Here is a 22,090-nt window from a genome sequence, read left to right as displayed (position 1 = left end):
ATCTCTATTTTTTCTACTTTTTGTTTTCTACTATTGAATTAGTATGATAAAATATACTCTATGTGAATATAACATTAGAGGTGGAAAAATGAAGAAAAAAGCGTTACTACCTTTGTTTTTGGGAATAATGATTTTTCTAGCAGGTTGTGATTACTCTACACCTGAGAAGCAAGATGGATTCTTCTTTAATACTTTTGTTCAACCTATGAAACATCTCTTACAGTGGTTAGGAAATGATGTTTTTCATAATAATTTTGGACTAGCAATTATTGTATTAGTTCTTTTCATTCGTTTAATCTTGTTACCATTTATGTTATCTAACTATAAAAATAGTCACATGATGCGTGAGAAAATGAAAGTGGCTAAACCTGAAGTAGATGGCATTCAAGAAAAGGTTAAACGTGCGCGAACACAAGAAGAAAAAATGGCTGCAAACCAAGAACTTATGGAAGTTTATAAAAAATATGATATGAACCCTATGAAGAGCATGTTAGGATGTTTACCTATACTTATTCAAATGCCAATTATTATGGGATTATACTTTGTATTAAAAGATAAGCTTGTAAATGGTTTATCTGAACATCCGCATTTCTTATGGTTCAATTTAACTAAGCCTGATATTTGGATTACAGTTATTGCCGGTGTGCTATACTTTATTCAAGCTGTAGTTTCAAGCAAAACGATGCCTCAAGAGCAACGTCAGATGGGCTATATGATGATGGTTATTTCTCCAATAATGATTATTTGGATTTCTTTACAAGCATCATCAGCTTTAGGTTTATATTGGTCTGTCAGTGCATTATTCTTAGTAATTCAAACGCATTTTGCTAATATTTATTACTCTAAACTTGCTAAAAAAGAAGTTCAACCTTTTATTGAAAAGTATGAAAGAGAACATAATCCATCTTCAAAGAAAAAAGGGAAAAATACTCAAGTAGTATCAAAAAAGAATAAAAAATAATAAACAATAACCTGAGACATCAATCGTTGTCTCAGGTATTTTTTGTGGTAGATGCTAATGGACTTTGGTTAAAACATGAGTTAACAATATATCTTTTATTTGAATTTACTCTTTATTAAAATTCCACTCTGACATAAATTGTTTGAGATATTGAATCATAAATTGATGTCTTTCTTCAGCAAGTTTTTTTGCAGTAGGAGTGTGCATTAAATCTTTTAATTTAAATAATTTTTCATAAAAATGTTTTATTGCTGAATTGTCTAATTCTTCAACGAGAGACGTATGTAACTCTTCATTTGAAAGCTTCGTTTCAGTCCACATAGGTTCACCAAAGTGTCCTGAAAACTGGAATGTTCTCGCAATGCCGATTGCTCCTATTGCATCTAGGCGATCAGCATCTCTAACGATTTCACCATCTATTGAAAGTTTAACGTGATTATTTTTACCAGCTCGATAACTCATATGTTTAATAATATAGAGAACTTGTTGTGATATTTCACTGCTTAAATCTAGGGTAGATAAGAACTGTTTAAGCTGATCATATGCTAAAATTTCATCAGTTAATTTACTATCAACAGTATCATGCAATAAAGATGATAGTTCTATAACAAGTGTATCTGTTATATTTTCTCGTTTAGCGATATAACAAGCGTTGTTATAGACACGTTCCACATGTGCAATATCATGTCCAGTTGTATCATGTTGATGGAAACTTTTCATATACTCATAAGCTTTTTTAATCTTCATTCTTGAGTTCATAGATAGACTCCTTACTTAATTTAAAAGTAGCAAAGTATTTAATTTTTTACATTTAGTATTTAATAGTATCTTTGACATCCTTTATAATGGTTTAATTAATGAAACTACTTATCCTATTACATTAAAGAAGATATAAATGAAGAAGTGAACCTTTCGTTAAGCGTTCACTTCTTGCAAATTATTATAAAATTGGAGAAAGTAGTTGTGAAATCCCTTCTTTGAATTTAACTAGCAGATTTCGTTTAGCATATTCTTCAGAAGTGAGCTTGTTAGATAATTTCATATCATTAATGAAAGCTTGTTTTAATGATCGTGCTACGCCTTCATCATAAATAAAAGCATTGACCTCAAAGTTTAATGTAAAGCTTCGATTATCCATATTGGCAGTTCCTACACTTGCTACCTCATCATCAATGACAAGTGTTTTTGAATGTAGAAAACCATTATCATAATGATAGACATTAACGCCAGCTTCAAGTAAAGACGCTACGTTTTTAAGCGTAGCCCAATAAACAAAGGGATGATCACGTTTGTTAGGAACCATGATGTTAACATCCACACCACCAAGCGCTGCAATTTTAATCGAATCTAAAAAAGCTTGATCGGGAATGAAGTATGGTGATTGAATGTATATAGATTCTTTGGCTGATGAAATCATTTTTAAATAACCATATTTAATTTGTTCCCAATCTTCATCAGGCCCACTTGAAGCAATTTGTATGCCTATCGTACCACCAGAGTCAACATCAGGAAAATATCGAGATTCATAAGTTAAATTGTCACGAGTTGATTGTGAGTTCCAATCTAAGATGAATCTAAGTTGAAGGGCATTTACCGCGTCACCTTTAATACGTAAGTGTGTGTCCCTCCAATAACCAAATTTCTTAGATTTACCTATATATTCATCTCCTACATTAAAACCACCAACATATCCAATCGTACCGTCAATGACTACTATTTTTCTGTGGTTTCTATTATTCATTCTTAAATTAATAAGTGGTAATTTTGATGGAAAGAAAGATTCAGCGTGACCGCCTTTTTGACGAAACTTTTTTAGATCTTTCTTTCGTAAATCTCTTGAGCCCATATCATCGTATAGCATTTTAACTTCTATACCTTCTTCAGCTTTTTTTTCTAATTCATGTAACAATTGCTTTCCGAGATTATCACTATGAATAATGTAGTATTGGATGTGAATATATGATTGTGCGTGTCTAATATCATTAATTAAATCATCGAACTTCTGATGACCATCTGTATAAATTGTTAGATCATTATCAGTTGTTAAAAAAGCAGCATTATTATAAAGTAACATTTGTACCATTTCTTTAAATTTAACAATTTGATGATTACCCTTAGAAAAGTCTTGCTTTTTCAATGCCTCTAATTGCTCGTCAACAATCATTTCAAGACCAACTTTATCCTCTTTGGCGAGTTTAAATATATGTTCTCTCTGTATTTGGCGACCTAATAATAAATACAATATGAATCCTACTAAAGGTAGAAAAACTAAAACCAATAACCACGCCCATATAGAATTTGCTGTACGCCTCTCCATGAAAATAATAATGAATGCAAAAACTAAATTTAATAAAAAGGCACTAACTAATAAAATATTAATTATAATATTAGATTGATGAAGTGCCATAGTAAAGACTTCTATCATAGGTTACCTCCTTTATGATTGTTTATTCTCACTCAGTTTTCATTTCAGTGATTTTTAAATATAATTATAGCATGAAGAAATACGATTATCATGGTTAGATAATATTTAATTACCTGAATCATTGACGAGTGAATTTATGAATAATACGATATAATATGAACAGAGGTGACTTTATGGCAGACATGGAGAGTGCACATCACTCAGAGCAAATAAAAACAAATTTAAAATCAAGATTAAATAGAATAGAAGGTCAAGTAAGAGCAATAAATCGTATGATTGATGATGACGTTTACTGTGATGATGTACTAACTCAAATTAGAGCAACACGTTCAGCATTGAATAGTGTAGCTACTAAATTACTAGACCATCACATGAAAGGTTGTATTATGGAAAAAATAAACGACGGTGCGCAAGAAGAAGCAATGGATGAATTGCTCGTGACATTCCAAAAATTAATAAAAGATTAAGAGGGTATGAAATTGAAAAAAGGATTGATAAATGTTTCAGGTATTAAAACAACTGAACAAGCTAAACAGCTCAAAGATCATTTATCTAAGATGATAGGCATCAATAGTGTGGATATCGATTACCAAATGAATGAGATTCGAGTAGAATTTGACACTCCTGCAAATTTAAATAACATTGAAAAAGAAATTTACGATTACGGATTTCGTATTTTATAATTAAATAATTGCGCTTAATTCATTTTTCGTTTGAATTATTATAGCTTTTAGAAATATTTAAAAATATTTTTAGAATGATGTAGTAAAGTAGAAGTAATTAGGGTATTATTGAAATAAAGCTATTTCTAACGAGGTGATAATTGTGAAGAATCAGGATAAGATTCAAAATGTAGTCAAATTATTATCATCATTGGGTGTGAATATTAAGAAAACTAAGTCTCGTTTAGATATTATTAATACTTTGCCTACATCTAATCAAGTAAGTCATGAATTAAAATAATTTGCATGATAATATAATATTTTATGTATTGATTATCTAAATTAATATATAAAGAGAGACACTGTTCATCGTGAATAGTGTCTCTTATTTTATACAGGTTAAATTGTATTAGATTTTTTAGATAATGTGGTTATTTCATATCTTTGGGGTTCATGATAATAAATTGAAAGAACTACTCCTATACCAGTCATTAAACTCCATAAAGAACTTCCACCGTAACTAATAAACGGAAGTGGTATACCTGTAATCGGTAATAATTGAACCGTCATGCCGATATTTTGTAACACGTGAAAAACAATCAACGATACATATCCTATGATAAATACTTTGTTAAACTGACTATCAATTTTACTAGCTAACCGTATAAGGTGAAATATTAAGAATAAGAAAAGTAATATCAATAATACTGAACCTATAAAGCCCATTTCTTCTCCAATCACTGAAAAAATAAAGTCGGTATGATTCTCAGGAATATAAACTTCGCCATGGTTATAACCTTTACCTAATAATTGACCTGAACCAATAGCTTTTAAAGATTCTGTTAAGTGATATCCATCTCCACTACTGTATGAATAGGGATCTAACCAAGAATTGATACGTCCCATTTGATACATTTTTATTCCTAATAGGTTTTCTATTAAGGATGGTTTATAAATGATAGCTAATATAATACTAGAACCACTTACAAATGCAACAATAAAAAGAGGGGCTAATATCCTCCATGTTATTCCACTTACTAACATGACGCCAGCTATAATTGCACATAACACCAAAGTAGTACCTAGGTCATTTTGCAATAGAATTAATGCCATAGGTATAATGGATACACCTAAAATTTTAAAAAATAACATTAAATCAGACTGAAAAGACTTATTAAATGTAAATTGGTTATGTTTAGATATCGTTTTAGCCAAAGCAAGTATAAGTATAATTTTCATGAATTCGGAAGGTTGGATGCTTATAGGACCGAAACTGTACCAACTTTTAGCACCATTAATAATTGGGGTGATTGAAGTTTCAGGTAAAATAAGTAACCCTATTAATAGAACGCAAAATATACTGTATAAAATATAAGTATTATTTTTAATTTTTTTCGGTGAAATTATCATAATTAAAAATGCAATAATAGCTCCGAAAATATAATAAATAATTTGTCTAATACTGAAATTTGCACTATATTGTCCGCCACCCATAGCGGAACTGATTAAAATAACACTTGTTAGTGCTAATAGTGATATAACTAGTACGAGTATCCAGTCTACTTTACGTAACCAGTTACGTTTAGGTTGTTGACGAGAAGAATAATTCATTGCTTACTCCTTTATGTATATGGATCACTTTTTAAAATTTCTGTAGATACTTTTACAATATTTTAATCATCTGTATTCATTCATATTTTCTAATCAAATATATATTAATTTTACATGACTTCTTTTAAATTTGCTAGAATATCACAGAATGATAGCACCTTATTAACTTTTAATATGTAATAGTCATAATAAAAATATGTATATTAGCGCAAATTGTCATTAAAATTTAGTTCTATATTTAGATTATCAAATGCAATTGAATTTAAAAATATGATAATATTAAGTTTCAGAAGCCGTTATGTACTTAAAGTAGTAAATAAAAAGATCAATTAAACAATTACGTTAAAGAAAAAGGCTAAAAGAACTGTAATTGTAATGGAGGAAAACGAAATGACAAGAGAAAATATTTGTATCGTTTTTGGAGGTAAAAGTGCAGAACACGATGTTTCAATTTTAACTGCACAAAATGTTTTAAACGCAATTGATAAAGAACGATATCAAGTTGATATCATTTATATAACAAACGATGGTGAATGGAAGAAAAAAGATAATATTACACAAGAAATAAAAAATACTGATGAACTCGTCATTAACGATGTAGAGACTGGAGAAATCTCACAGTTACTCAGTAAAGGTAGTTTAGGAAAATCATATGATGCAGTATTCCCATTATTGCATGGTCCAAATGGAGAAGATGGAACTATCCAAGGTCTTTTTGAAGTACTTGATATACCATATGTAGGTAATGGTGTGTTAGCTGCTTCAAGCTCAATGGATAAACTTGTGATGAAACAATTATTTGAGCATAGAGGTTTACCTCAATTACCTTATATTAGCTTTTTAAGAAGTGAGTATGAAAAATATGAAAATAATATCATTAAATTAGTTAATGATAAGTTAACATATCCGGTATTTGTAAAACCTGCTAATCTCGGTTCAAGTGTTGGTATAAGTAAATGTAACAATGAAGAAGAATTAAAATCTGGGATAACTGAAGCATTCCAATTTGATCGTAAACTTGTCATTGAACAAGGGATTAATGCTAGAGAGATCGAAGTAGCTGTCTTAGGTAACGATTATCCTGAAACGACATGGCCTGGTGAGGTTGTTAAGGATGTAGCGTTTTATGATTATAAATCAAAGTATAAAGACGGTAAGATTAGATTAGATATTCCAGCAGATTTAGATCAAGATGTTCAAATGACATTAAGAAACATGGCATTAGAGGCCTTTAAAGCTACTGATTGTTCGGGATTAGTTCGTGCAGATTTCTTTGTTACTGATGATAATCAAATTTATATCAATGAAACAAATGCCATGCCAGGATTTACTGCATATAGTATGTATCCAAACTTATGGAAAAATATGGGCTTATCTTACCCTGATTTAATTGCTAAATTGATTGATTTGGCTAAAGAACGTTATGAAGATAAAAAGAAAAATAAATATAAAATTGATTATTAGAGGTTTTAGTTATGATAAACGTAACATTAGAGCAAATTAAAAACTGGATAGATTGTGAAATTGATGAAAAACATTTAAAAAAAACAATAAATGGCGTTTCAATTGATTCACGAAAAATCAATGAAGGGGCGTTATTTATACCTTTTAAAGGTGAGAATGTTGATGGCCATCGTTTTATCACACAAGCTTTGAACGATGGTGCTGGAGCTGTTTTTAGTGAAAAAGAGAATAAACATTCTGAAGGGAACCAAGGTCCTATTATTTGGGTAGAAGATACTTTAATAGCCTTACAGCAATTGGCAAAAGCATATCTAAATCATGTAAATCCTAAGGTGATAGCGGTTACTGGTTCTAATGGAAAAACAACAACAAAAGACATGATTGAAAGTGTATTATCAACTGAATTTAAAGTTAAGAAAACACAAGGAAATTATAATAATGAAATTGGAATGCCGTTGACTTTACTAGAACTTGATGAAGACACAGAAATTTCTATTCTAGAAATGGGGATGTCAGGTTTTCATCAAATAGAGTTGTTATCTCATATCGCACAACCTGAAATAGCGGTCATCACAAACATTGGCGAATCACATATGCAAGATTTAGGATCGCGAGAAGGCATTGCAAAAGCTAAATTTGAAATAACAACTGGTCTCAAAACAAATGGTATATTTATTTATGACGGAGATGAACCTTTATTAAAACCTCATGTTAATCAAGTTAAAAATGCGAAATTAATAAGCATTGGGTTAAATTCAGACAGTACATATACTTGTCATATGAACGATGTAAAAAACGAAGGTATTCATTTTACTATCAATCAAAAAGAACATTATCATTTACCAATTTTGGGCACGCATAATATGAAAAATGCTGCTATTGCAATTGCTATTGGACATGAATTAGGCCTAAATGAAACAATAATTCAAAATAATATTCACAACGTGCAATTAACCGCTATGAGAATGGAAAGACATGAATCATCAAACAATGTAACAGTAATTAATGACGCATATAATGCAAGTCCAACGAGTATGAAAGCAGCCATTGATACATTAAGTGTTATGAAAGGTCGAAAAATTTTAATATTAGCAGATGTACTTGAATTAGGACCTAATAGTCAATTGATGCACAAACAAGTTGGTGAATATTTGAAAGATAAAAATATTGATGTTTTATATACATTTGGTAAAGAAGCTAGTTATATCTATGATAGTGGTAAAGTTTTTGTTAAAGAAGCAAAATACTTTGATAATAAAGACCAGTTAATTCAGACGTTAATATCTCAAGTTAAACCTGAGGATAAAGTCTTAGTTAAAGGTTCACGAGGTATGAAGCTTGAGGAAGTTGTTGACGCATTGTTGTAATATAAAATCTAATTTCAAAGCATGCAATGAATGAAATCTGTAAATTAATTAGGATGTTACTTTCATTGCATGCTTTTATTTTTTTGGTAAACTATGAAAAAGCGCTTACATTACATATTGCACGACCTTTTTGAAAGTTAAATAGTTTGATGAATTACATTGAAAACAGTAAATGTGTGAAATTGCTTTATTGCTATAATATTTTTAAGGTGGTACTATATAGAAGTTGATAAAACATAAGTGAACATATATGTAAAAAAAGCATATTAAGAAATATACACGTAAAAGGAGAATTATTTTGCAAAATTTTAAAGAACTAGGGATTTCGGATAAAACGGTTCAAACACTAGAAGCAATGGGATTTAAAGAACCGACACCTATCCAAAAAGATAGCATCCCTTATGCGTTAGAAGGAGATGACATCCTTGGACAAGCCCAAACTGGTACTGGGAAAACAGGGGCGTTTGGTATACCTTTAATTGAGAAAGTTGTAGGCCAACAGGGTGTTCAATCATTAATTCTTGCGCCAACGAGAGAGCTTGCTATGCAAGTAGCTGAGCAATTAAGAGAGTTCAGTAAAGGTCAAAAAGTACAAGTTGTTACAGTCTTTGGTGGTATGCCTATTGAAAGACAGATTAAAGCATTAAAAAGAGGCCCTCAAATTGTAGTAGGTACGCCGGGAAGAGTTATTGATCATCTTAATCGTCGTACACTTAAAACTCAAGGAATTCACACGCTTATTTTAGATGAAGCAGATGAAATGATGAATATGGGATTCATCGATGATATGAGATTTATTATGGATAAAATTCCAGCTGAACAACGTCAAACTATGCTATTTTCAGCTACGATGCCAAAAGCAATCCAAGAATTGGTACAGCAGTTTATGAAAGCTCCTAAAATAATTAAGACAATGAATAATGAAATGTCAGATCCTCAAATTGATGAATATTATACAATAGTTAAAGAATTAGAGAAATTTGATACATTTACAAACTTTTTAGATGTTCATCAGCCTGAATTGGCGATTGTCTTTGGTCGTACTAAGCGTCGCGTAGATGAATTAACAAGCGCGCTATTATCTAAAGGATACAAAGCAGAAGGTTTACATGGTGATATTACCCAAGCAAAACGTTTAGAAGTATTGAAGAAATTTAAGAACGATCAAATAGATATTTTAGTTGCTACAGATGTGGCTGCACGTGGTCTTGATATTTCTGGTGTGAGTCATGTTTATAATTTTGATATCCCTCAAGATACAGAAAGTTATACTCACCGTATTGGACGTACTGGTCGAGCAGGAAAAGAAGGTATTGCAGTTACTTTTGTAAATCCAATTGAGATGGATTATATTCGACAAATTGAAGATGTCAATAATCGTCGAATGAAAGCATTAAGACCTCCACATCGTAAAGAGGTGCTTAAAGCGCGTGAAGATGATATTAAAGATAGAGTTCAAAACTGGATGTCAAGAGAAAATGAGCCGCGTTTACAAAGAATATCAAGTGAATTACTTAAAGAATATGATAGTACAGAATTAGTAGCCTCTTTACTTCAAGAACTTGTAGAAGCTAATGATGAAGTGGAAGTACAATTAACTTTTGAAAAACCATTAGCACGTAAAAATCGCAGTAGTAAAGGCGGTTCTAGAAGAAGTAATCATAAACGTGGTAATGGTAAGTTTGATAATAAAAATAGACGATCAAAAGGGTCTAAAGGTCAATCAAGCAAAAAGAAAAACCAAAAGAAATTTGACCGTAGAGATAAGCAACAAAAAAGTGGTAATCAATCACTAAAAGGTCGCACATTTGCAGATCATCAAAAATAAATAAATTAACTAGCCTGAGATAATTTTTTGTCTCAGGCATTTTTTATTTATACGAATTAAAAAGTACATATGTATTGAGCATAAAACTTATTATATAGTAGGTGTGACGCGTCGATATGAATTTTTTCATTTTTGCATGTGAATAAATTTTTTAATAAATAATACATTGAAAATATAGGTCGCTGTTATTTTTTAGACTTTATTATCACTATGCTATAATGTGGGTAAATCTTGAAAAGGAGTATATTTATGAAAAATGATAGTACGTTTCATAGAAGCCCAATCCAAGCGCTAAAGTACTATTACATAACTAGTTGCATAGGTTTATTTATTTTGCTTGTTATACTTAGTTTACTTTTGTATTTTAGCTATTTAAATCATTGGTGGCCTTTTACATCCTACATCTTTCTTGGGCTAGGTTTGTTATCTATTTTAAACACTTGTATATCTCCACTAATTAAATATAGATATCATTATTATAAAATTCACGAAGATTTTGTCATATTAAAAAGATTATTTATTTTTAAGAAAGAAGAATTAAGTAAAATAGAGAGAATACAATTTATCGATATTGGAACTAATCCATTATCAAAAAAATTAAATCTTAATTCCATAACTTTATTTACTGCAGGTCATACAATCTCATTTCCAATAATATCTGAGAAAGAAGCACAAAATATTCAACAACAAATACTATTGAGATTGAGAGGTGCAAATGACGATGTATAGTCCGCAAAAGCTACATCCAATTTCTTATATTGATGGCTTGATTAGTGTGATTAAATCAAATTTCATTGTAATTATCATCTTTTTATTTAATATAAAAGATTTTAAATATGATGATTTTTCGTCTTATATTATTCCAGGTATAATGACTTTGATATTTTCTATCGGTTTCATTCATAATATTATTAAGGTTTATAATACACGATATTGGATTGAAGAGGATCATTTTATATTAACTACTGGTGTTTTTAATAAGGAACGAAAAGAACTAAATATTAGTCGCATACAATCTGCAGATACGTCTCAAGGATTGATTAATCAGATTGTTGGCGGCGTTGAACTCATTATTAAAACACCAAGTGATGGCATAGAATTAGGGACAATTTCAAAAAAGCAAAGTGAAGTTATTGAACAAGAATTGCGATCTATTCAAGAACGCATGAATAACCAGGTAAATCAAGAAGCTAAAGAGTTAAATGATGAGAATCATACTCAGACATATCAACAACATGCCAAACCCCAATATGCAATATTTAAAATGCCTTTTAAACAACTATTATTTATGTCTATGACAAGTGGAGCTATAGCACTTGCTTTTGTGACACTATCTCCTATTATTGGCAGTCTCTCAAGTGTTATTCCATGGGATAAATTTGGTGAAGAAATATCTTCTGTATTTAAAACGATATATTTCATTGTCATTTTTATTGTCATACTAGTGTTATTATTAAGTTATATAATCGGAACTATCATGTACTTAATAAAGTTTTATGGATATCAAGTTATTCAAGATAATCATCAACTTAAAATTCAATATGGATTATTTACGAAGAAAAATATCACTGTACCAACTGACCGACTGCAAGGTGTACTTGAACATCAATCTTTTATACGAAAATTATTTGGTTATACATCTATACATTTCTATATTACAAGTGATATAGATACTACTGAAGGGGAACCCACTGATAATGATGGAAGAATTATGATTTTACCGTTTATTCCAAGAAAAGAGGCATATAAAGTGATTAGACCTTTGGTTCCTGAGATGACATTTAATCATGCTAAAATTGGCATGCCTTTAAAAGGATTTCATCGTCACTTTCTAATTCCTTCCATATGTATTATTGGTATAGGCATTATTGGATGGTATATGTGGTCTTTATGGTCTTTAATCATAGCTTTATTACCAATCTTATTATTTTTTGTTTACGCTATACTTTATACATGTTTTAGTGGTTTTGCTTTTAGCGAATCAGAGCTTGTTGTCCAAAAAGCGTCTATATTAAATATTAAGAGATTTTATGTTAAAAAAGAAAAAGTTTTAGGAATGACTATTAGCCAACATCCCTTTCTTGAAAGAAGTCAACTCGCAAATTTTCAATTTGTTATTGCTAAGGGTAGTAGTCAGCAAAACATTGGTTTGAAGTTTAGTGAAGTAGATAATGTTCTTAAACTCAAAAATTGGTACATGAAAGGTGATACTCATGAAGTCTTATAAATATATGCACCAAAATGGTATTAAAGTAATGAGAATTATTGGTGCTTTTTGGACGTTTTTACTAGTGATAGCATTGTCTATTTTAATATTGCTTAATGAATTAAAATTCCATTTTATTAATACTAAAAATTTAATAATTGGAGCAATAATTTTAACTACAATAGTTTGTATTTTATTTATGATTATAGTGCCTTGGTTTAAGTTTAAACATCTTAGATATTTTTTAGATGATAAAGAAATACATATTAGAGAAGGTATCATTTTTATAGATGTTCACGTCATCCCTTACTTTAGAATACAAAATATAGATATAGTTGAGGGATTTATCATGAGAAAGTTCCAACTCGCTTCGCTGTCATTATCAACTGCTGGGGGAAATTCTGAAATAGCATTGATAGATATTCAAGAAGCACAAAGATTGAAAAAACAAATTAAACAACAAAAATCAATAACGACAAATGTAACTTCATTAGAAAAATTAAACGATGATATATAAAAGACTTGATAAAAGATTATTGGTGATATACTAAAGAGGCGATACAAGTGATTTATGGAATAGGTATAGATTTAATAGAAATTGAACGAATTAAAAATCTTCAGAATCAAACAAAATTTATTGAAAGAATACTTACTATAGAAGAAAGGGACAAATTAAATCAATATACACACGAGCAACGTAGATTAGAATTTTTAGCTGGACGCTTTACAGTGAAAGAAGCATTTAGTAAGGCCTTAGGTACAGGGTTAGGGAAATCAGTATCGTTTCAGGACATTAACTGTTACAACGACGCTCTAGGTAAACCATGTATTGACTATCCTGGTTTTTATACACATGTGAGTATTACACATACGGAGAATTATGCTATGAGTCAAGTTATTCTTGAAAAAAACGAATGAAAATTGGATAGAATTTTTAATCATCAGAAATAAGATGAAGTAAGTAGTTTCAAGGAGGACATATATATGTCAGAGAAGTTTTATAGAGCAACATATTTAAATGTGAATTTAGATGCAATTTTAGCAAATTATCAAAATTTCAATCAATTACACGCTAATAAGACTGTCATTTCAGTTATTAAAGCAAATGGATATGGATTAGGAAGTGTGAAAATAGCACAACATTTAATGCGTCATGGTGCAACATTTTTTGCGGTGGCTACACTTGATGAAGCAATAGAGTTAAGAATGCATGGAGTTGATGCTAAATTATTAGTTTTAGGCGTTGTTCCAACAGAAGACATTGAGAAGGCTATACAGCATCGTGTTGCATTAACAGTACCTTCTAAAGCATGGTTGAAGGAAACTATCAAGCAAATTCCTGATGATAACCAAAAAAATTTATGGCTACATGTAAAATTAGATACTGGTATGGGCCGAATTGGAATGAAAGATATAGATGAATATAAAGAAGTGGTTGATTTAATTAATAAAAGAGATCATTTAGTTTTTGAAGGGGTTTTCACACATTTTGCGAGTGCTGATGAACCTGGAAGTTCTATGAATGAACAATATACTTTGTTCAAAGAGATGGTTAATCAAGTTGAGAAACCAATTTATATTCATTGTCAAAATTCTGCTGGATCACTACTCATGGATGGTCAATTTTGTAATGCAATAAGATTAGGAATCTCTCTTTATGGATACTATCCTTCAGAATATGTTAAAGATAATGTGAAAGTTCATTTAAGACCGAGTGCGCAGTTAGTATCAGAAACCGTTCAAGTCAAAACGCTTAAAGTTGGGGAAACTGTTAGTTATGGACGTACATTTATTGCTGATGAAGAAATGACAATTGCAATTTTACCTATTGGGTATGCCGACGGATATTTAAGATCGATGCAAGGTGCATTCGTCAATGTTAACGGGAGTCAATGTGAAGTCATTGGACGCATTTGTATGGACCAAATGATAGTTAAGGTTCCTTCTCATGTAAAAACGGGTGAAAAAGTAATACTTATGGATAATCACGTTGATTCACCACAATCAGCTGAAGCCGTAGCAAATAAACAAGGTACAATTAACTACGAAGTATTATGTAATTTATCAAGACGTCTTCCAAGAATATATTATTATGATAATAATGAAGAGGTTACTAACGAATTGTTAAAATAGTATAGTCACTGATTAGGAAATTTGTTATTATAAAACTAAATTGATGCTAATATAACAACTTTTGGAATCAGATGGAGGTTCTTTTCATGTTATCTTTTAATCAAAATAGAAACCACAGTCTTGAACAATCTTTAAAAGAAGGTTATGCACAAATGGCCGATTTAAACCTCTCCCTAGCAACAGAAGCTTTCCCGATAGAGTGTGAAGCTTGTGATTGCAATGAATCACATTTAATATCTAATTCAAAGAATGAATGATTAGAAGAGGAGATGTTTATTTAGCGGATTTATCACCAGTTCAAGGGTCTGAACAAGGGGGAGTAAGACCTGTAGTTATCATTCAAAATGATACTGGTAATAAATATAGTCCAACTGTAATTGTAGCTGCGATTACTGGTAGGATTAATAAAGCGAAAATACCAACCCACGTAGAAATTGAAAAGAAAAAGTATAAATTAGACAAAGATTCAGTTATTCTTCTTGAACAAATTAGAACACTAGATAAAAAGCGTTTAAAAGAAAAATTAACATTTTTATCAGAGAGTAAAATGATAGAGGTTGATAATGCCTTAGATATTAGTTTGGGATTAAATAACTTTGATCATCATAAATCTTAAATAATTATATGCAGTAAACATAAAAAAATATTGAAATAAAAGGCAATAACTTTATAATAATTAAGTGTTTAAGTAATATTAGGATATTTAAACACTTATATAGTTGTCGATATGTCTATTTATATTTGATTTAAGACGTATCACTATAGTTATTATGAAAATGTATTTATTATAAAAGGATGTCTTGAGTTTTTAAGGCTTTAGGTTATCCATTCCTAAAGTCTTTTTTAGCTATCAACAAAGTTTTAACACCAAAAATTATGCTATTCGCAGAAAGTAAATAAAGGTTTCATATTGTTATAAAAATGATGGGATATTGAAGTGGAAGTAAGGAGGCGCATTTCGTGGAAGAATTCACAAAAAGTTATAAAGCCCTTGTTAAAGAAAGTTTAATAACTAACAATAAAACATTATTAATTAAGAAATGTGAAGCATTCACAAATGAAGTTATAAAGAAAGATGTTTTACCTGAAGATATAGTTGAGATACATAAAGATTATATTAATACATTAGATTTAACTGAAGAAGATATTTTAGAAACGCTCGATGTGTTACAAGAAGTCGTTAAAGGATTTGGATATAGTTACCGAGATTACCAAAGACTTGTTAATAAGCTTCAAGTCCACGATAAAGAAATGGATTTAGCCTCAAGACTTCAACAAACTATGCTGAAAGCTGATATTCCACAATTTGATAGCATTCAAATAGGAGTGATATCTGTTGCTGCACAAAAAGTAAGTGGTGATTATTTTAATCTTATTGATCATAAAGATGGCACAATGAGTTTTGCTGTGGCAGACGTTATAGGTTCAGGTATTCCAGCAGCTTTAGCTATGAGTATGATAAAATTTGGCATGGATGCTTATGGACATTCACAACTACCTAGTGATGGTTTGAAGCGTTTGAACCGTGTTGTTGAAAAGAACGTTAACCAAAATATGTTTGTCACAATGTTTTATGGACTGTATGAAGAGATGAATCATCTTCTTTACTGTAGCTCAGCTGGGCATGAACCTGGCTATATATATCGCGCAGAAACTGAAGCGTTTGAGGAAATTGGTGTGCGAGGAAGAGTTCTAGGTGTGAGTCCCAAAACACGTTATAGCCAACAGGAAATCCCTATTTACCTTGATGATTTAATCATAATTTTTACTGATGGTGTTACAGAGGCACGAGATGTAGAAGGTAATTTTATTGATAAAGATAAGTTGTTAGACTTAATTCAAAAATATAAGCATATGCATCCACAGGATATAGTTCAAATTATTTACGAAGCGATTTTAAAATTACAAAATCCTGCGAGAAAAGATGATATGACTATTTTAATTATAAAAAGAGTAAACTAATTTATAAAATATAGATTAAAGTTAATTCATGTAGGGTATAGGTGATTTTGAGTACATATGTAGGATAAACACATTTGATAAAGACTAGGAGTGTATTAAATGAATCTAAATATTGAAACAATAACTCATGATGATTTTTATGAGGTTAAAGTTGGTGGAGAATTGGACGTATATACTGTACCTGAATTAGAAGAGGTACTAGTACCAATGAGACAAGAAGGCACACATGATGTTCACGTTAACTTAGCTAATGTGAGCTATATGGATTCAACAGGCCTCGGTTTATTCGTAGGCACGCTAAAAGCATTAAATCAAAATGATAAAAATCTCTATATCTTAGGTGTTTCAGAGCGGATAGGTAGATTGTTTGATATTACAGGTTTAAAAGATTTAATGCATGTTAATGAAGGAACGGAGGTAGAATAACATGCAATCTACACAAGATTATATTGAAATGCGGTTGCCAGCTTCTGCAGAATACGTAAGTTTAATACGTTTGACGCTTTCAGGGGTATTTTCAAGAGCTGGCGCATCTTACGATGATATAGAGGATTCTAAAATAGCAGTGAGTGAAGCGGTGACAAATGCGGTTAAACATGCATATAAAAAAAATTCTGAAATAGGCATGATTAATCTTTGTTTTGAAATATTTGATGATAGAATTAAAATCGTTATTTCAGACCAAGGTGAAAGTTTTGATTATGAAGCCACAAAATCACATTTAGGTCCATATAATGATAATGAAAATATTGATTTTCTACGTGAAGGTGGTCTAGGATTATTTTTAATTGAGTCTTTAATGGATGAAGTTACTGTTTATAAAGAATCTGGTGTAACAATCAGTATGATTAAGTATATAAAAAAAGAGCAGGTGCGAAATAATGGCGAAAGAGTCGAAATCAGCTAGTGAAGTATCACCTGAACAAATTAACCAATGGATTAAACAACATCAAGAAAACGAAGATAGCCAAGCTCAAGATAAATTAGTAAAACATTATCGTAAGCTGATTGAATCTTTAGCTTATAGGTACTCTAAGGGACAATCACATCATGAAGATTTAGTTCAAGTTGGTATGGTTGGTCTAATAGGTGCTATTAATAGATTTGATTTATCATTTGATCGTAAGTTTGAAGCCTTCTTAGTACCAACAGTTATTGGTGAGATTAAAAGATATTTACGAGATAAAACATGGAGTGTTCATGTACCTAGACGTATTAAAGAAATTGGTCCAAGAATCAAAAAAGTTAGTGATGAATTAACAAATGAACTTGAACGTTCACCATCTATTAGTGAAATCGCACAACGCTTAGAAGTTTCAGATGAAGAAGTTTTGGAAGCGATGGAGATGGGGCAGAGTTACAATGCCCTGAGTGTGGATCACTCTATAGAAGCAGATAAAGATGGTTCGACAGTTACATTATTAGATATTATGGGACAACAAGATGATAATTATGATTTAACGGAAAAACGTATGATATTAGAACGTATTTTACCTATTTTGTCAGAGAGAGAAAGACAAATCATACAATGTACTTTTATTGAAGGTCTTAGCCAAAAAGAGACTGGTGAAAGAATTGGTCTTAGTCAAATGCATGTTTCACGTTTGCAACGTACCGCAATAAAAAAATTACAAGAAGCTGCAAGACAGTAAACGAGTTGTTAACAGATTTGGCAATTAAATCCGTTATAATAGCCTGGGATGAATTAAAATAAGTTCATTTCAGGTTTTCTTATATTTATATTTGCATGATTTAATAAATTTAAAATTAGTATTAGTTATATGAAATATTGGATACTATTAGAATGAATTTTATCAATCTGAATTATATCTCTATTTTTACTAGGTACTCTGATTGAAATGAATCGCTAGAAAATCAATTTAATTATTATGTTAAGATAAATAAGTAATTTTAAAGAAAAGCGTGGTAGAAAAGACAAATGGATAACAGTTTAATTGAAACAATTGTAAGTAAATATCAATTTTCGGAAAAACAAATTAAAGCAGTTTTAAAATTGCTGAAAGAAAACAATACGGTTCCATTTATAGCAAGATATCGTAAAGAAGCTACAGGTGGACTTGATGAAGTAGAAATTAAACAAATCAATGATGAATATAACTATATGTTAAATCTTCAAAAACGTAAAGAAGAAGTAATACATAATATTGATCAACAGGGTCTATTAACTTCTGATTTAAAGCAAGACATATTAACACAGACGAAGCTACAAAGAGTTGAAGATTTATATCGTCCATATAAACAAAAAAAGAAAACACGTGCAACTGAGGCTAAAAGAAAAGGATTAGAAGATTTAGCAGATTGGTTTTCACAATCAAAATTGGATACAAAAATTGAAGATAAAGCTCAATTATTCTTAAATGATGAAGTGACTACAATTGAAGATGCGATAGAAGGGGCTAAAGATATTATAGCTGAACGTATTTCGGATAATCCTCAATATCGCTCTAAAATACTTAAAGATGTTTTTAATCAGGGACTAATTGTTTCCTCGAAAAAGAAAAAAGCCGAAGATGAGAAACAAACATTTTCTATGTACTATGATTACAAGGAACCAATTAAACGTATTGCTAATCATCGTGTTTTAGCGATGAATCGAGGAGAAAAAGAAAAAGTATTATCAATAAAAATTGATTTTGACACGACACGTATTCAAAGAGAAATAGCAAATGTTGAGATAAAAACTCAAAATGAAGCAACTCCGTTTATTAAAGAGGCTATTCAGGATAGCCTTAAGCGATTAATTCTTCCTTCAATAGAAAGAGAAATTAGAGGAGATTTAACACAAAATGCAGAATCTCATGCAATAGATGTATTCAGTGAAAATCTTAGAAATTTATTACTACAACCACCAATGAAAGGTAAACAAATTCTTGGAGTAGATCCAGCATTTAGAACAGGGTGCAAACTTGCTGTCGTCAATCCATTTGGTACCTTTATTGCTAAAGGTGTTATTTATCCTCATCCTCCAATATCAAAAGTTGAGGCAGCCGAAAAAGAGCTGGTAAAGATGATAAGTGACTATAATATTGAGCTTTTAGCGATTGGTAACGGTACTGCGAGTAGAGAAACTGAACAATTTGTTGCTCAAGTAATAAAAAAATATCAACTTCAAGCTCAATTTATCATAGTCAATGAAGCTGGCGCATCAGTTTATTCAGCATCAGAAATTGCTAGACAAGAATTTCCAGATTTTCAAGTAGAAGAACGAAGTGCAGTTTCAATTGGTAGAAGAGTTCAGGATCCTTTAAGCGAACTTGTTAAAATAGATCCTAAATCTATAGGAGTAGGACAGTACCAACATGATGTCAACCAAAAAGATTTAAGTAGTGCCTTAACGTTTGTAGTAGAGACTGCCGTCAATCAAGTTGGTGTGGATGTGAATACTGCTTCTAAATCCTTGTTACAATATGTATCAGGTCTTACATCAACTATCGCTCAAAATATTATTGATTATAAGGAAGAAAACGGACCTATAAAACATCATAAAGAAATAAGTAGAATTAAACGATTAGGTGCAAAAACATTTGAGCAAAGTATTGGTTTTTTAAGAATTGTTGATGGTGAAGAACCTTTAGATAATACTGCAATACACCCTGAAAGTTACGATGTTGCATATCGCATGCTTCATCAATTAGATTTAACTGCACAAGATATAGGTTCCGTTAAACTCAAAAACACGTTATCAAATGTTAATATTTCAACACTTGTATCTCAATTAAATATTGGTGAACCTACATTAAAAGATATAATACAATCATTGATTGCACCTAATAGAGATCCAAGAGATGAATTTGAAACACCTATTTTGAAGTCCGATGTATTATCGATTGAAGATTTATCTAAAGGCATGAAGTTGAATGGTACAGTAAGAAATGTTGTTGACTTTGGAGCATTTGTAGATATCGGTGTTAAACAAGACGGACTAGTACACATATCAAAATTATCTAAGAAATTCGTTAAAAATCCAATGGATATGATAAGTGTAGGAGATATTGTAGAAGTTTGGATTTTAGATATAGATGAAAATAAAGGCAAAGTTTCATTGACTATGGTTGCCCCAAATGAATAATTTAGCATTACAAAGCCTTACCGAAAGTATAGCGATAAAGTATTTTGGCAAAGCTTTTAAGCACGAGGTATATTATAATAAACGTTTACGTACCACTGGCGGTAGATATATATTAAGTAGTCATAATATAGAAATAAATCCAAAACAGTATGAAATGTTTGGAGAAAAAGCAGTCATTGATATCATAAAACATGAACTGTGTCATTATTTTCTTCATTTAGCTGGTGAAGGATATCAACATCGTGATAAAGCATTCAAGAGTTTGAGTGCCAAAGTAGGAGCACCTAGGTTTTGTACTCCGACAGAATCTTATCAAGATAGAGCTAATTATAAATATAGGTGCATCTATTGTGAACAAGAATTTATTCGTATAAAGCGTGTGAATCTTGAAAAAATGCGTTGTGGACGATGTGGAGGTATTTTAAAACTTCTTCAAACAAGAAAGTGAAAGAATTTAAATCATCATTTTGTTTTGAAAATGAATTGTTAAAATTAATAAAAGAGTACTTGTACTAATCATATATAAATTTAACCTGAGTCATTTATAATGTCTCAGGTTTTTCTATGATATATCTTGAAGATATATATATAAATAGCTGAGTAAGGGCAAATAATTATTAAAATAAGATGTAAAAGATAAGTAATTTTATTTTGAATCAATGAGAAACCATTAAATTATCTTACAGTTTTTGATTTAATACTGAAAATTGAAATGTTAATAATCACAAAATTATATGTTTGATGATTATTGTCTTATGAATTTTATCATTAGGCGTCTTATTAATTGTAAAGTAATAATCGATGACTTGAATATGGTGATGTAACTTTTTTATATTATTTAAAGGTAATTTTAGTTATCCTTGACTTACGCTATGGTAGTAAAATAATTAAAAAGAACATATTTGTATTTTTTAATTGAAGTTTAAGATAATATTGTAGAATGATTTACGATGTAATGCTATATAATTTGACTTGTGTATAATGTTACAAACAAAATTTAAATTATACTTGTAAAAGCATTGACAATGTAATTGTTGTGATATATCATAGTTATCGTTGTCTTAATAAGAGGTCTTAATATTAAGTACTAATTAATTTTATTAATATAAAGTTAAATTATTATTGACAAAACGTAACAAAGCATTTACAATAGTTAATGTTCTCGATAATTAAATTCTAATTATGCGTTTTGCCAGCGGTCGTGGCGGAATGGCAGACGCGCTAGGTTGAGGGCCTAGTGGGAGTTAATCCCGTGGAGGTTCAAGTCCTCTCGGCCGCACCAAATTGAATTTTTATATCTACATGCGGGTGTAGTTTAATGGCAAAACCTCAGCCTTCCAAGCTGATGTTGTGGGTTCGATTCCCATCACCCGCTCCATTT

23 protein-coding genes and 2 tRNA genes are annotated in these 22,090 nt (G+C 30.6%); 22 read left to right on the top strand and 3 right to left on the bottom strand.

The features are described 5' to 3' along the window. The first annotated feature begins 88 nt into the window (after positions 1-88). Positions 89-961 carry a membrane protein insertase YidC gene (gene yidC / locus AC1Q7N_RS08615; protein ID WP_002458703.1) on the top strand — a complete coding sequence of 291 codons (873 nt, stop codon included), beginning with the start codon at positions 89-91 and terminating at the stop codon, positions 959-961. A 105-nt stretch (positions 962-1,066) separates the two neighbouring features. On the opposite strand, the gene AC1Q7N_RS08610 is transcribed toward yidC, so the two are convergent. Together AC1Q7N_RS08610 and cls are read right to left on the bottom strand one after the other, a co-directional pair. Further along, positions 1,067-1,720 (bottom strand): HD domain-containing protein, encoded by a 654-nt coding sequence (locus AC1Q7N_RS08610; RefSeq protein ID WP_001829983.1) that lies wholly within the window; start codon positions 1,718-1,720, stop codon positions 1,067-1,069. Positions 1,721-1,901: 181 nt separating this feature from the next. Further along, positions 1,902-3,386, bottom strand: a complete 1,485-nt coding sequence (gene cls, locus AC1Q7N_RS08605; RefSeq protein ID WP_002457116.1) for a cardiolipin synthase — start codon at positions 3,384-3,386, stop codon at positions 1,902-1,904. Positions 3,387-3,559: 173 nt separating this feature from the next. Between cls and csoR the strand changes: the two genes are divergently transcribed. The 3 genes from csoR to AC1Q7N_RS08590 all read left to right on the top strand — a co-directional run bounded on the left by csoR (position 3,560) and on the right by AC1Q7N_RS08590 (position 4,349). Further along, the gene (gene csoR / locus AC1Q7N_RS08600; RefSeq protein WP_001829893.1) at positions 3,560-3,853 is read left to right on the top strand and encodes a copper-sensing transcriptional repressor CsoR; all 294 of its coding nucleotides are present in this window, start codon (positions 3,560-3,562) and stop codon (positions 3,851-3,853) included. Between the two features lie 12 nt (positions 3,854-3,865). After that, entirely contained in the window at positions 3,866-4,069 is a 204-nt protein-coding gene (csoZ, locus tag AC1Q7N_RS08595; RefSeq protein ID WP_002494680.1) for a putative copper chaperone CsoZ, read from the top strand. Positions 4,070-4,211: 142 nt separating this feature from the next. Then, entirely contained in the window at positions 4,212-4,349 is a 138-nt protein-coding gene (locus AC1Q7N_RS08590) for an Lmo0850 family protein (RefSeq protein WP_001829949.1), read from the top strand. 98 nt (positions 4,350-4,447) lie between these two features. Here AC1Q7N_RS08590 and AC1Q7N_RS08585 read toward each other — a convergent pair whose 3' ends face one another. Then, positions 4,448-5,659: an FtsW/RodA/SpoVE family cell cycle protein gene (locus AC1Q7N_RS08585; protein ID WP_002486299.1), complete on the bottom strand. Its 1,212-nt coding sequence runs from the start codon at positions 5,657-5,659 to the stop codon at positions 4,448-4,450. A gap of 390 nt (positions 5,660-6,049) precedes the next feature. Between AC1Q7N_RS08585 and AC1Q7N_RS08580 the strand changes: the two genes are divergently transcribed. The 18 genes from AC1Q7N_RS08580 to AC1Q7N_RS08495 all read left to right on the top strand — a co-directional run bounded on the left by AC1Q7N_RS08580 (position 6,050) and on the right by AC1Q7N_RS08495 (position 22,087). Next, positions 6,050-7,123 (top strand): D-alanine--D-alanine ligase, encoded by a 1,074-nt coding sequence (locus tag AC1Q7N_RS08580; protein WP_145376504.1) that lies wholly within the window; start codon positions 6,050-6,052, stop codon positions 7,121-7,123. A gap of 11 nt (positions 7,124-7,134) precedes the next feature. Further along, positions 7,135-8,490 carry a UDP-N-acetylmuramoyl-tripeptide--D-alanyl-D-alanine ligase gene (locus AC1Q7N_RS08575; RefSeq protein WP_145376506.1) on the top strand — a complete coding sequence of 452 codons (1,356 nt, stop codon included), beginning with the start codon at positions 7,135-7,137 and terminating at the stop codon, positions 8,488-8,490. A gap of 298 nt (positions 8,491-8,788) precedes the next feature. Then, positions 8,789-10,318 carry a degradosome RNA helicase CshA gene (cshA, locus tag AC1Q7N_RS08570; protein WP_002457112.1) on the top strand — a complete coding sequence of 510 codons (1,530 nt, stop codon included), beginning with the start codon at positions 8,789-8,791 and terminating at the stop codon, positions 10,316-10,318. A gap of 249 nt (positions 10,319-10,567) precedes the next feature. Continuing rightward, positions 10,568-11,047: a PH domain-containing protein gene (locus AC1Q7N_RS08565; protein WP_002457111.1), complete on the top strand. Its 480-nt coding sequence runs from the start codon at positions 10,568-10,570 to the stop codon at positions 11,045-11,047. Beyond that, a complete protein-coding gene (locus tag AC1Q7N_RS08560) occupies positions 11,040-12,545 on the top strand; it encodes a PH domain-containing protein (protein ID WP_145376508.1) in 1,506 nt (501 codons plus the stop codon). Before AC1Q7N_RS08565 ends, AC1Q7N_RS08560 begins: the two co-directional genes overlap by 8 nt. Further along, positions 12,532-13,041 (top strand): PH domain-containing protein, encoded by a 510-nt coding sequence (locus AC1Q7N_RS08555; protein WP_145376510.1) that lies wholly within the window; start codon positions 12,532-12,534, stop codon positions 13,039-13,041. Before AC1Q7N_RS08560 ends, AC1Q7N_RS08555 begins: the two co-directional genes overlap by 14 nt. Before the next feature lie 47 nt (positions 13,042-13,088). Beyond that, positions 13,089-13,442, top strand: a complete 354-nt coding sequence (gene acpS / locus AC1Q7N_RS08550) for a holo-ACP synthase (RefSeq protein ID WP_002457108.1) — start codon at positions 13,089-13,091, stop codon at positions 13,440-13,442. A 66-nt stretch (positions 13,443-13,508) separates the two neighbouring features. Then, on the top strand, positions 13,509-14,657 hold the full coding sequence (gene alr, locus AC1Q7N_RS08545) for an alanine racemase (RefSeq protein ID WP_002457107.1): 1,149 nt from the start codon (positions 13,509-13,511) through the stop codon (positions 14,655-14,657). Between the two features lie 86 nt (positions 14,658-14,743). Continuing rightward, positions 14,744-14,914, top strand: a complete 171-nt coding sequence (gene mazE, locus AC1Q7N_RS08540) for a type II toxin-antitoxin system antitoxin MazE (RefSeq protein ID WP_001829931.1) — start codon at positions 14,744-14,746, stop codon at positions 14,912-14,914. Next, the gene (locus AC1Q7N_RS08535) at positions 14,911-15,273 is read left to right on the top strand and encodes a type II toxin-antitoxin system PemK/MazF family toxin (protein WP_001829891.1); all 363 of its coding nucleotides are present in this window, start codon (positions 14,911-14,913) and stop codon (positions 15,271-15,273) included. Before mazE ends, AC1Q7N_RS08535 begins: the two co-directional genes overlap by 4 nt. A gap of 344 nt (positions 15,274-15,617) precedes the next feature. After that, positions 15,618-16,619, top strand: coding sequence for a PP2C family protein-serine/threonine phosphatase (locus tag AC1Q7N_RS08530; RefSeq protein WP_001829902.1), 1,002 nt, complete (start codon positions 15,618-15,620; stop codon positions 16,617-16,619). 99 nt (positions 16,620-16,718) lie between these two features. Next, on the top strand, positions 16,719-17,045 hold the full coding sequence (locus tag AC1Q7N_RS08525) for an anti-sigma factor antagonist (protein WP_001829952.1): 327 nt from the start codon (positions 16,719-16,721) through the stop codon (positions 17,043-17,045). A 1-nt stretch (position 17,046) separates the two neighbouring features. Further along, on the top strand, positions 17,047-17,526 hold the full coding sequence (rsbW, locus tag AC1Q7N_RS08520; RefSeq protein WP_001829903.1) for an anti-sigma B factor RsbW: 480 nt from the start codon (positions 17,047-17,049) through the stop codon (positions 17,524-17,526). Further along, positions 17,501-18,271, top strand: a complete 771-nt coding sequence (sigB, locus tag AC1Q7N_RS08515) for an RNA polymerase sigma factor SigB (protein ID WP_002440602.1) — start codon at positions 17,501-17,503, stop codon at positions 18,269-18,271. Before rsbW ends, sigB begins: the two co-directional genes overlap by 26 nt. A gap of 287 nt (positions 18,272-18,558) precedes the next feature. Further along, positions 18,559-20,709 carry a Tex family protein gene (locus AC1Q7N_RS08510; protein WP_001832739.1) on the top strand — a complete coding sequence of 717 codons (2,151 nt, stop codon included), beginning with the start codon at positions 18,559-18,561 and terminating at the stop codon, positions 20,707-20,709. After that, positions 20,702-21,157, top strand: coding sequence for a SprT family protein (locus AC1Q7N_RS08505; RefSeq protein WP_001829897.1), 456 nt, complete (start codon positions 20,702-20,704; stop codon positions 21,155-21,157). The genes AC1Q7N_RS08510 and AC1Q7N_RS08505 overlap by 8 nt, the downstream gene beginning before the upstream one ends. 747 nt (positions 21,158-21,904) lie before the next feature. Next, positions 21,905-21,991 (top strand) — tRNA-Leu (locus AC1Q7N_RS08500). Between the two features lie 22 nt (positions 21,992-22,013). Further along, positions 22,014-22,087, top strand: a tRNA-Gly gene (locus AC1Q7N_RS08495). Positions 22,088-22,090 lie beyond the last annotated feature (3 nt).

The sequence above is a fragment of the Staphylococcus sp. GW823-FHT05F06 genome (genome assembly GCF_058795495.1).
The sequence above is the reverse complement of the archived record's forward strand: the minus strand, read 5'-3'. Positions and strand labels throughout refer to the sequence as shown.

Coding starts and splice junctions, on each gene's coding strand:
- yidC (WP_002458703.1), top strand. CDS start 89: ATGAAGAAAAAAGCGTTACTACCTTTGTTTTTGGGAATAATGATTTTT.
- AC1Q7N_RS08610 (WP_001829983.1), bottom strand. CDS start 1,720: ATGAACTCAAGAATGAAGATTAAAAAAGCTTATGAGTATATGAAAAGT.
- cls (WP_002457116.1), bottom strand. CDS start 3,386: ATGATAGAAGTCTTTACTATGGCACTTCATCAATCTAATATTATAATT.
- csoR (WP_001829893.1), top strand. CDS start 3,560: ATGGCAGACATGGAGAGTGCACATCACTCAGAGCAAATAAAAACAAAT.
- AC1Q7N_RS08585 (WP_002486299.1), bottom strand. CDS start 5,659: ATGAATTATTCTTCTCGTCAACAACCTAAACGTAACTGGTTACGTAAA.
- AC1Q7N_RS08580 (WP_145376504.1), top strand. CDS start 6,050: ATGACAAGAGAAAATATTTGTATCGTTTTTGGAGGTAAAAGTGCAGAA.
- AC1Q7N_RS08575 (WP_145376506.1), top strand. CDS start 7,135: ATGATAAACGTAACATTAGAGCAAATTAAAAACTGGATAGATTGTGAA.
- AC1Q7N_RS08565 (WP_002457111.1), top strand. CDS start 10,568: ATGAAAAATGATAGTACGTTTCATAGAAGCCCAATCCAAGCGCTAAAG.
- AC1Q7N_RS08560 (WP_145376508.1), top strand. CDS start 11,040: ATGTATAGTCCGCAAAAGCTACATCCAATTTCTTATATTGATGGCTTG.
- AC1Q7N_RS08555 (WP_145376510.1), top strand. CDS start 12,532: ATGAAGTCTTATAAATATATGCACCAAAATGGTATTAAAGTAATGAGA.
- alr (WP_002457107.1), top strand. CDS start 13,509: ATGTCAGAGAAGTTTTATAGAGCAACATATTTAAATGTGAATTTAGAT.
- mazE (WP_001829931.1), top strand. CDS start 14,744: ATGTTATCTTTTAATCAAAATAGAAACCACAGTCTTGAACAATCTTTA.
- AC1Q7N_RS08535 (WP_001829891.1), top strand. CDS start 14,911: ATGATTAGAAGAGGAGATGTTTATTTAGCGGATTTATCACCAGTTCAA.
- AC1Q7N_RS08525 (WP_001829952.1), top strand. CDS start 16,719: ATGAATCTAAATATTGAAACAATAACTCATGATGATTTTTATGAGGTT.
- rsbW (WP_001829903.1), top strand. CDS start 17,047: ATGCAATCTACACAAGATTATATTGAAATGCGGTTGCCAGCTTCTGCA.
- sigB (WP_002440602.1), top strand. CDS start 17,501: ATGGCGAAAGAGTCGAAATCAGCTAGTGAAGTATCACCTGAACAAATT.
- AC1Q7N_RS08510 (WP_001832739.1), top strand. CDS start 18,559: ATGGATAACAGTTTAATTGAAACAATTGTAAGTAAATATCAATTTTCG.
- AC1Q7N_RS08505 (WP_001829897.1), top strand. CDS start 20,702: ATGAATAATTTAGCATTACAAAGCCTTACCGAAAGTATAGCGATAAAG.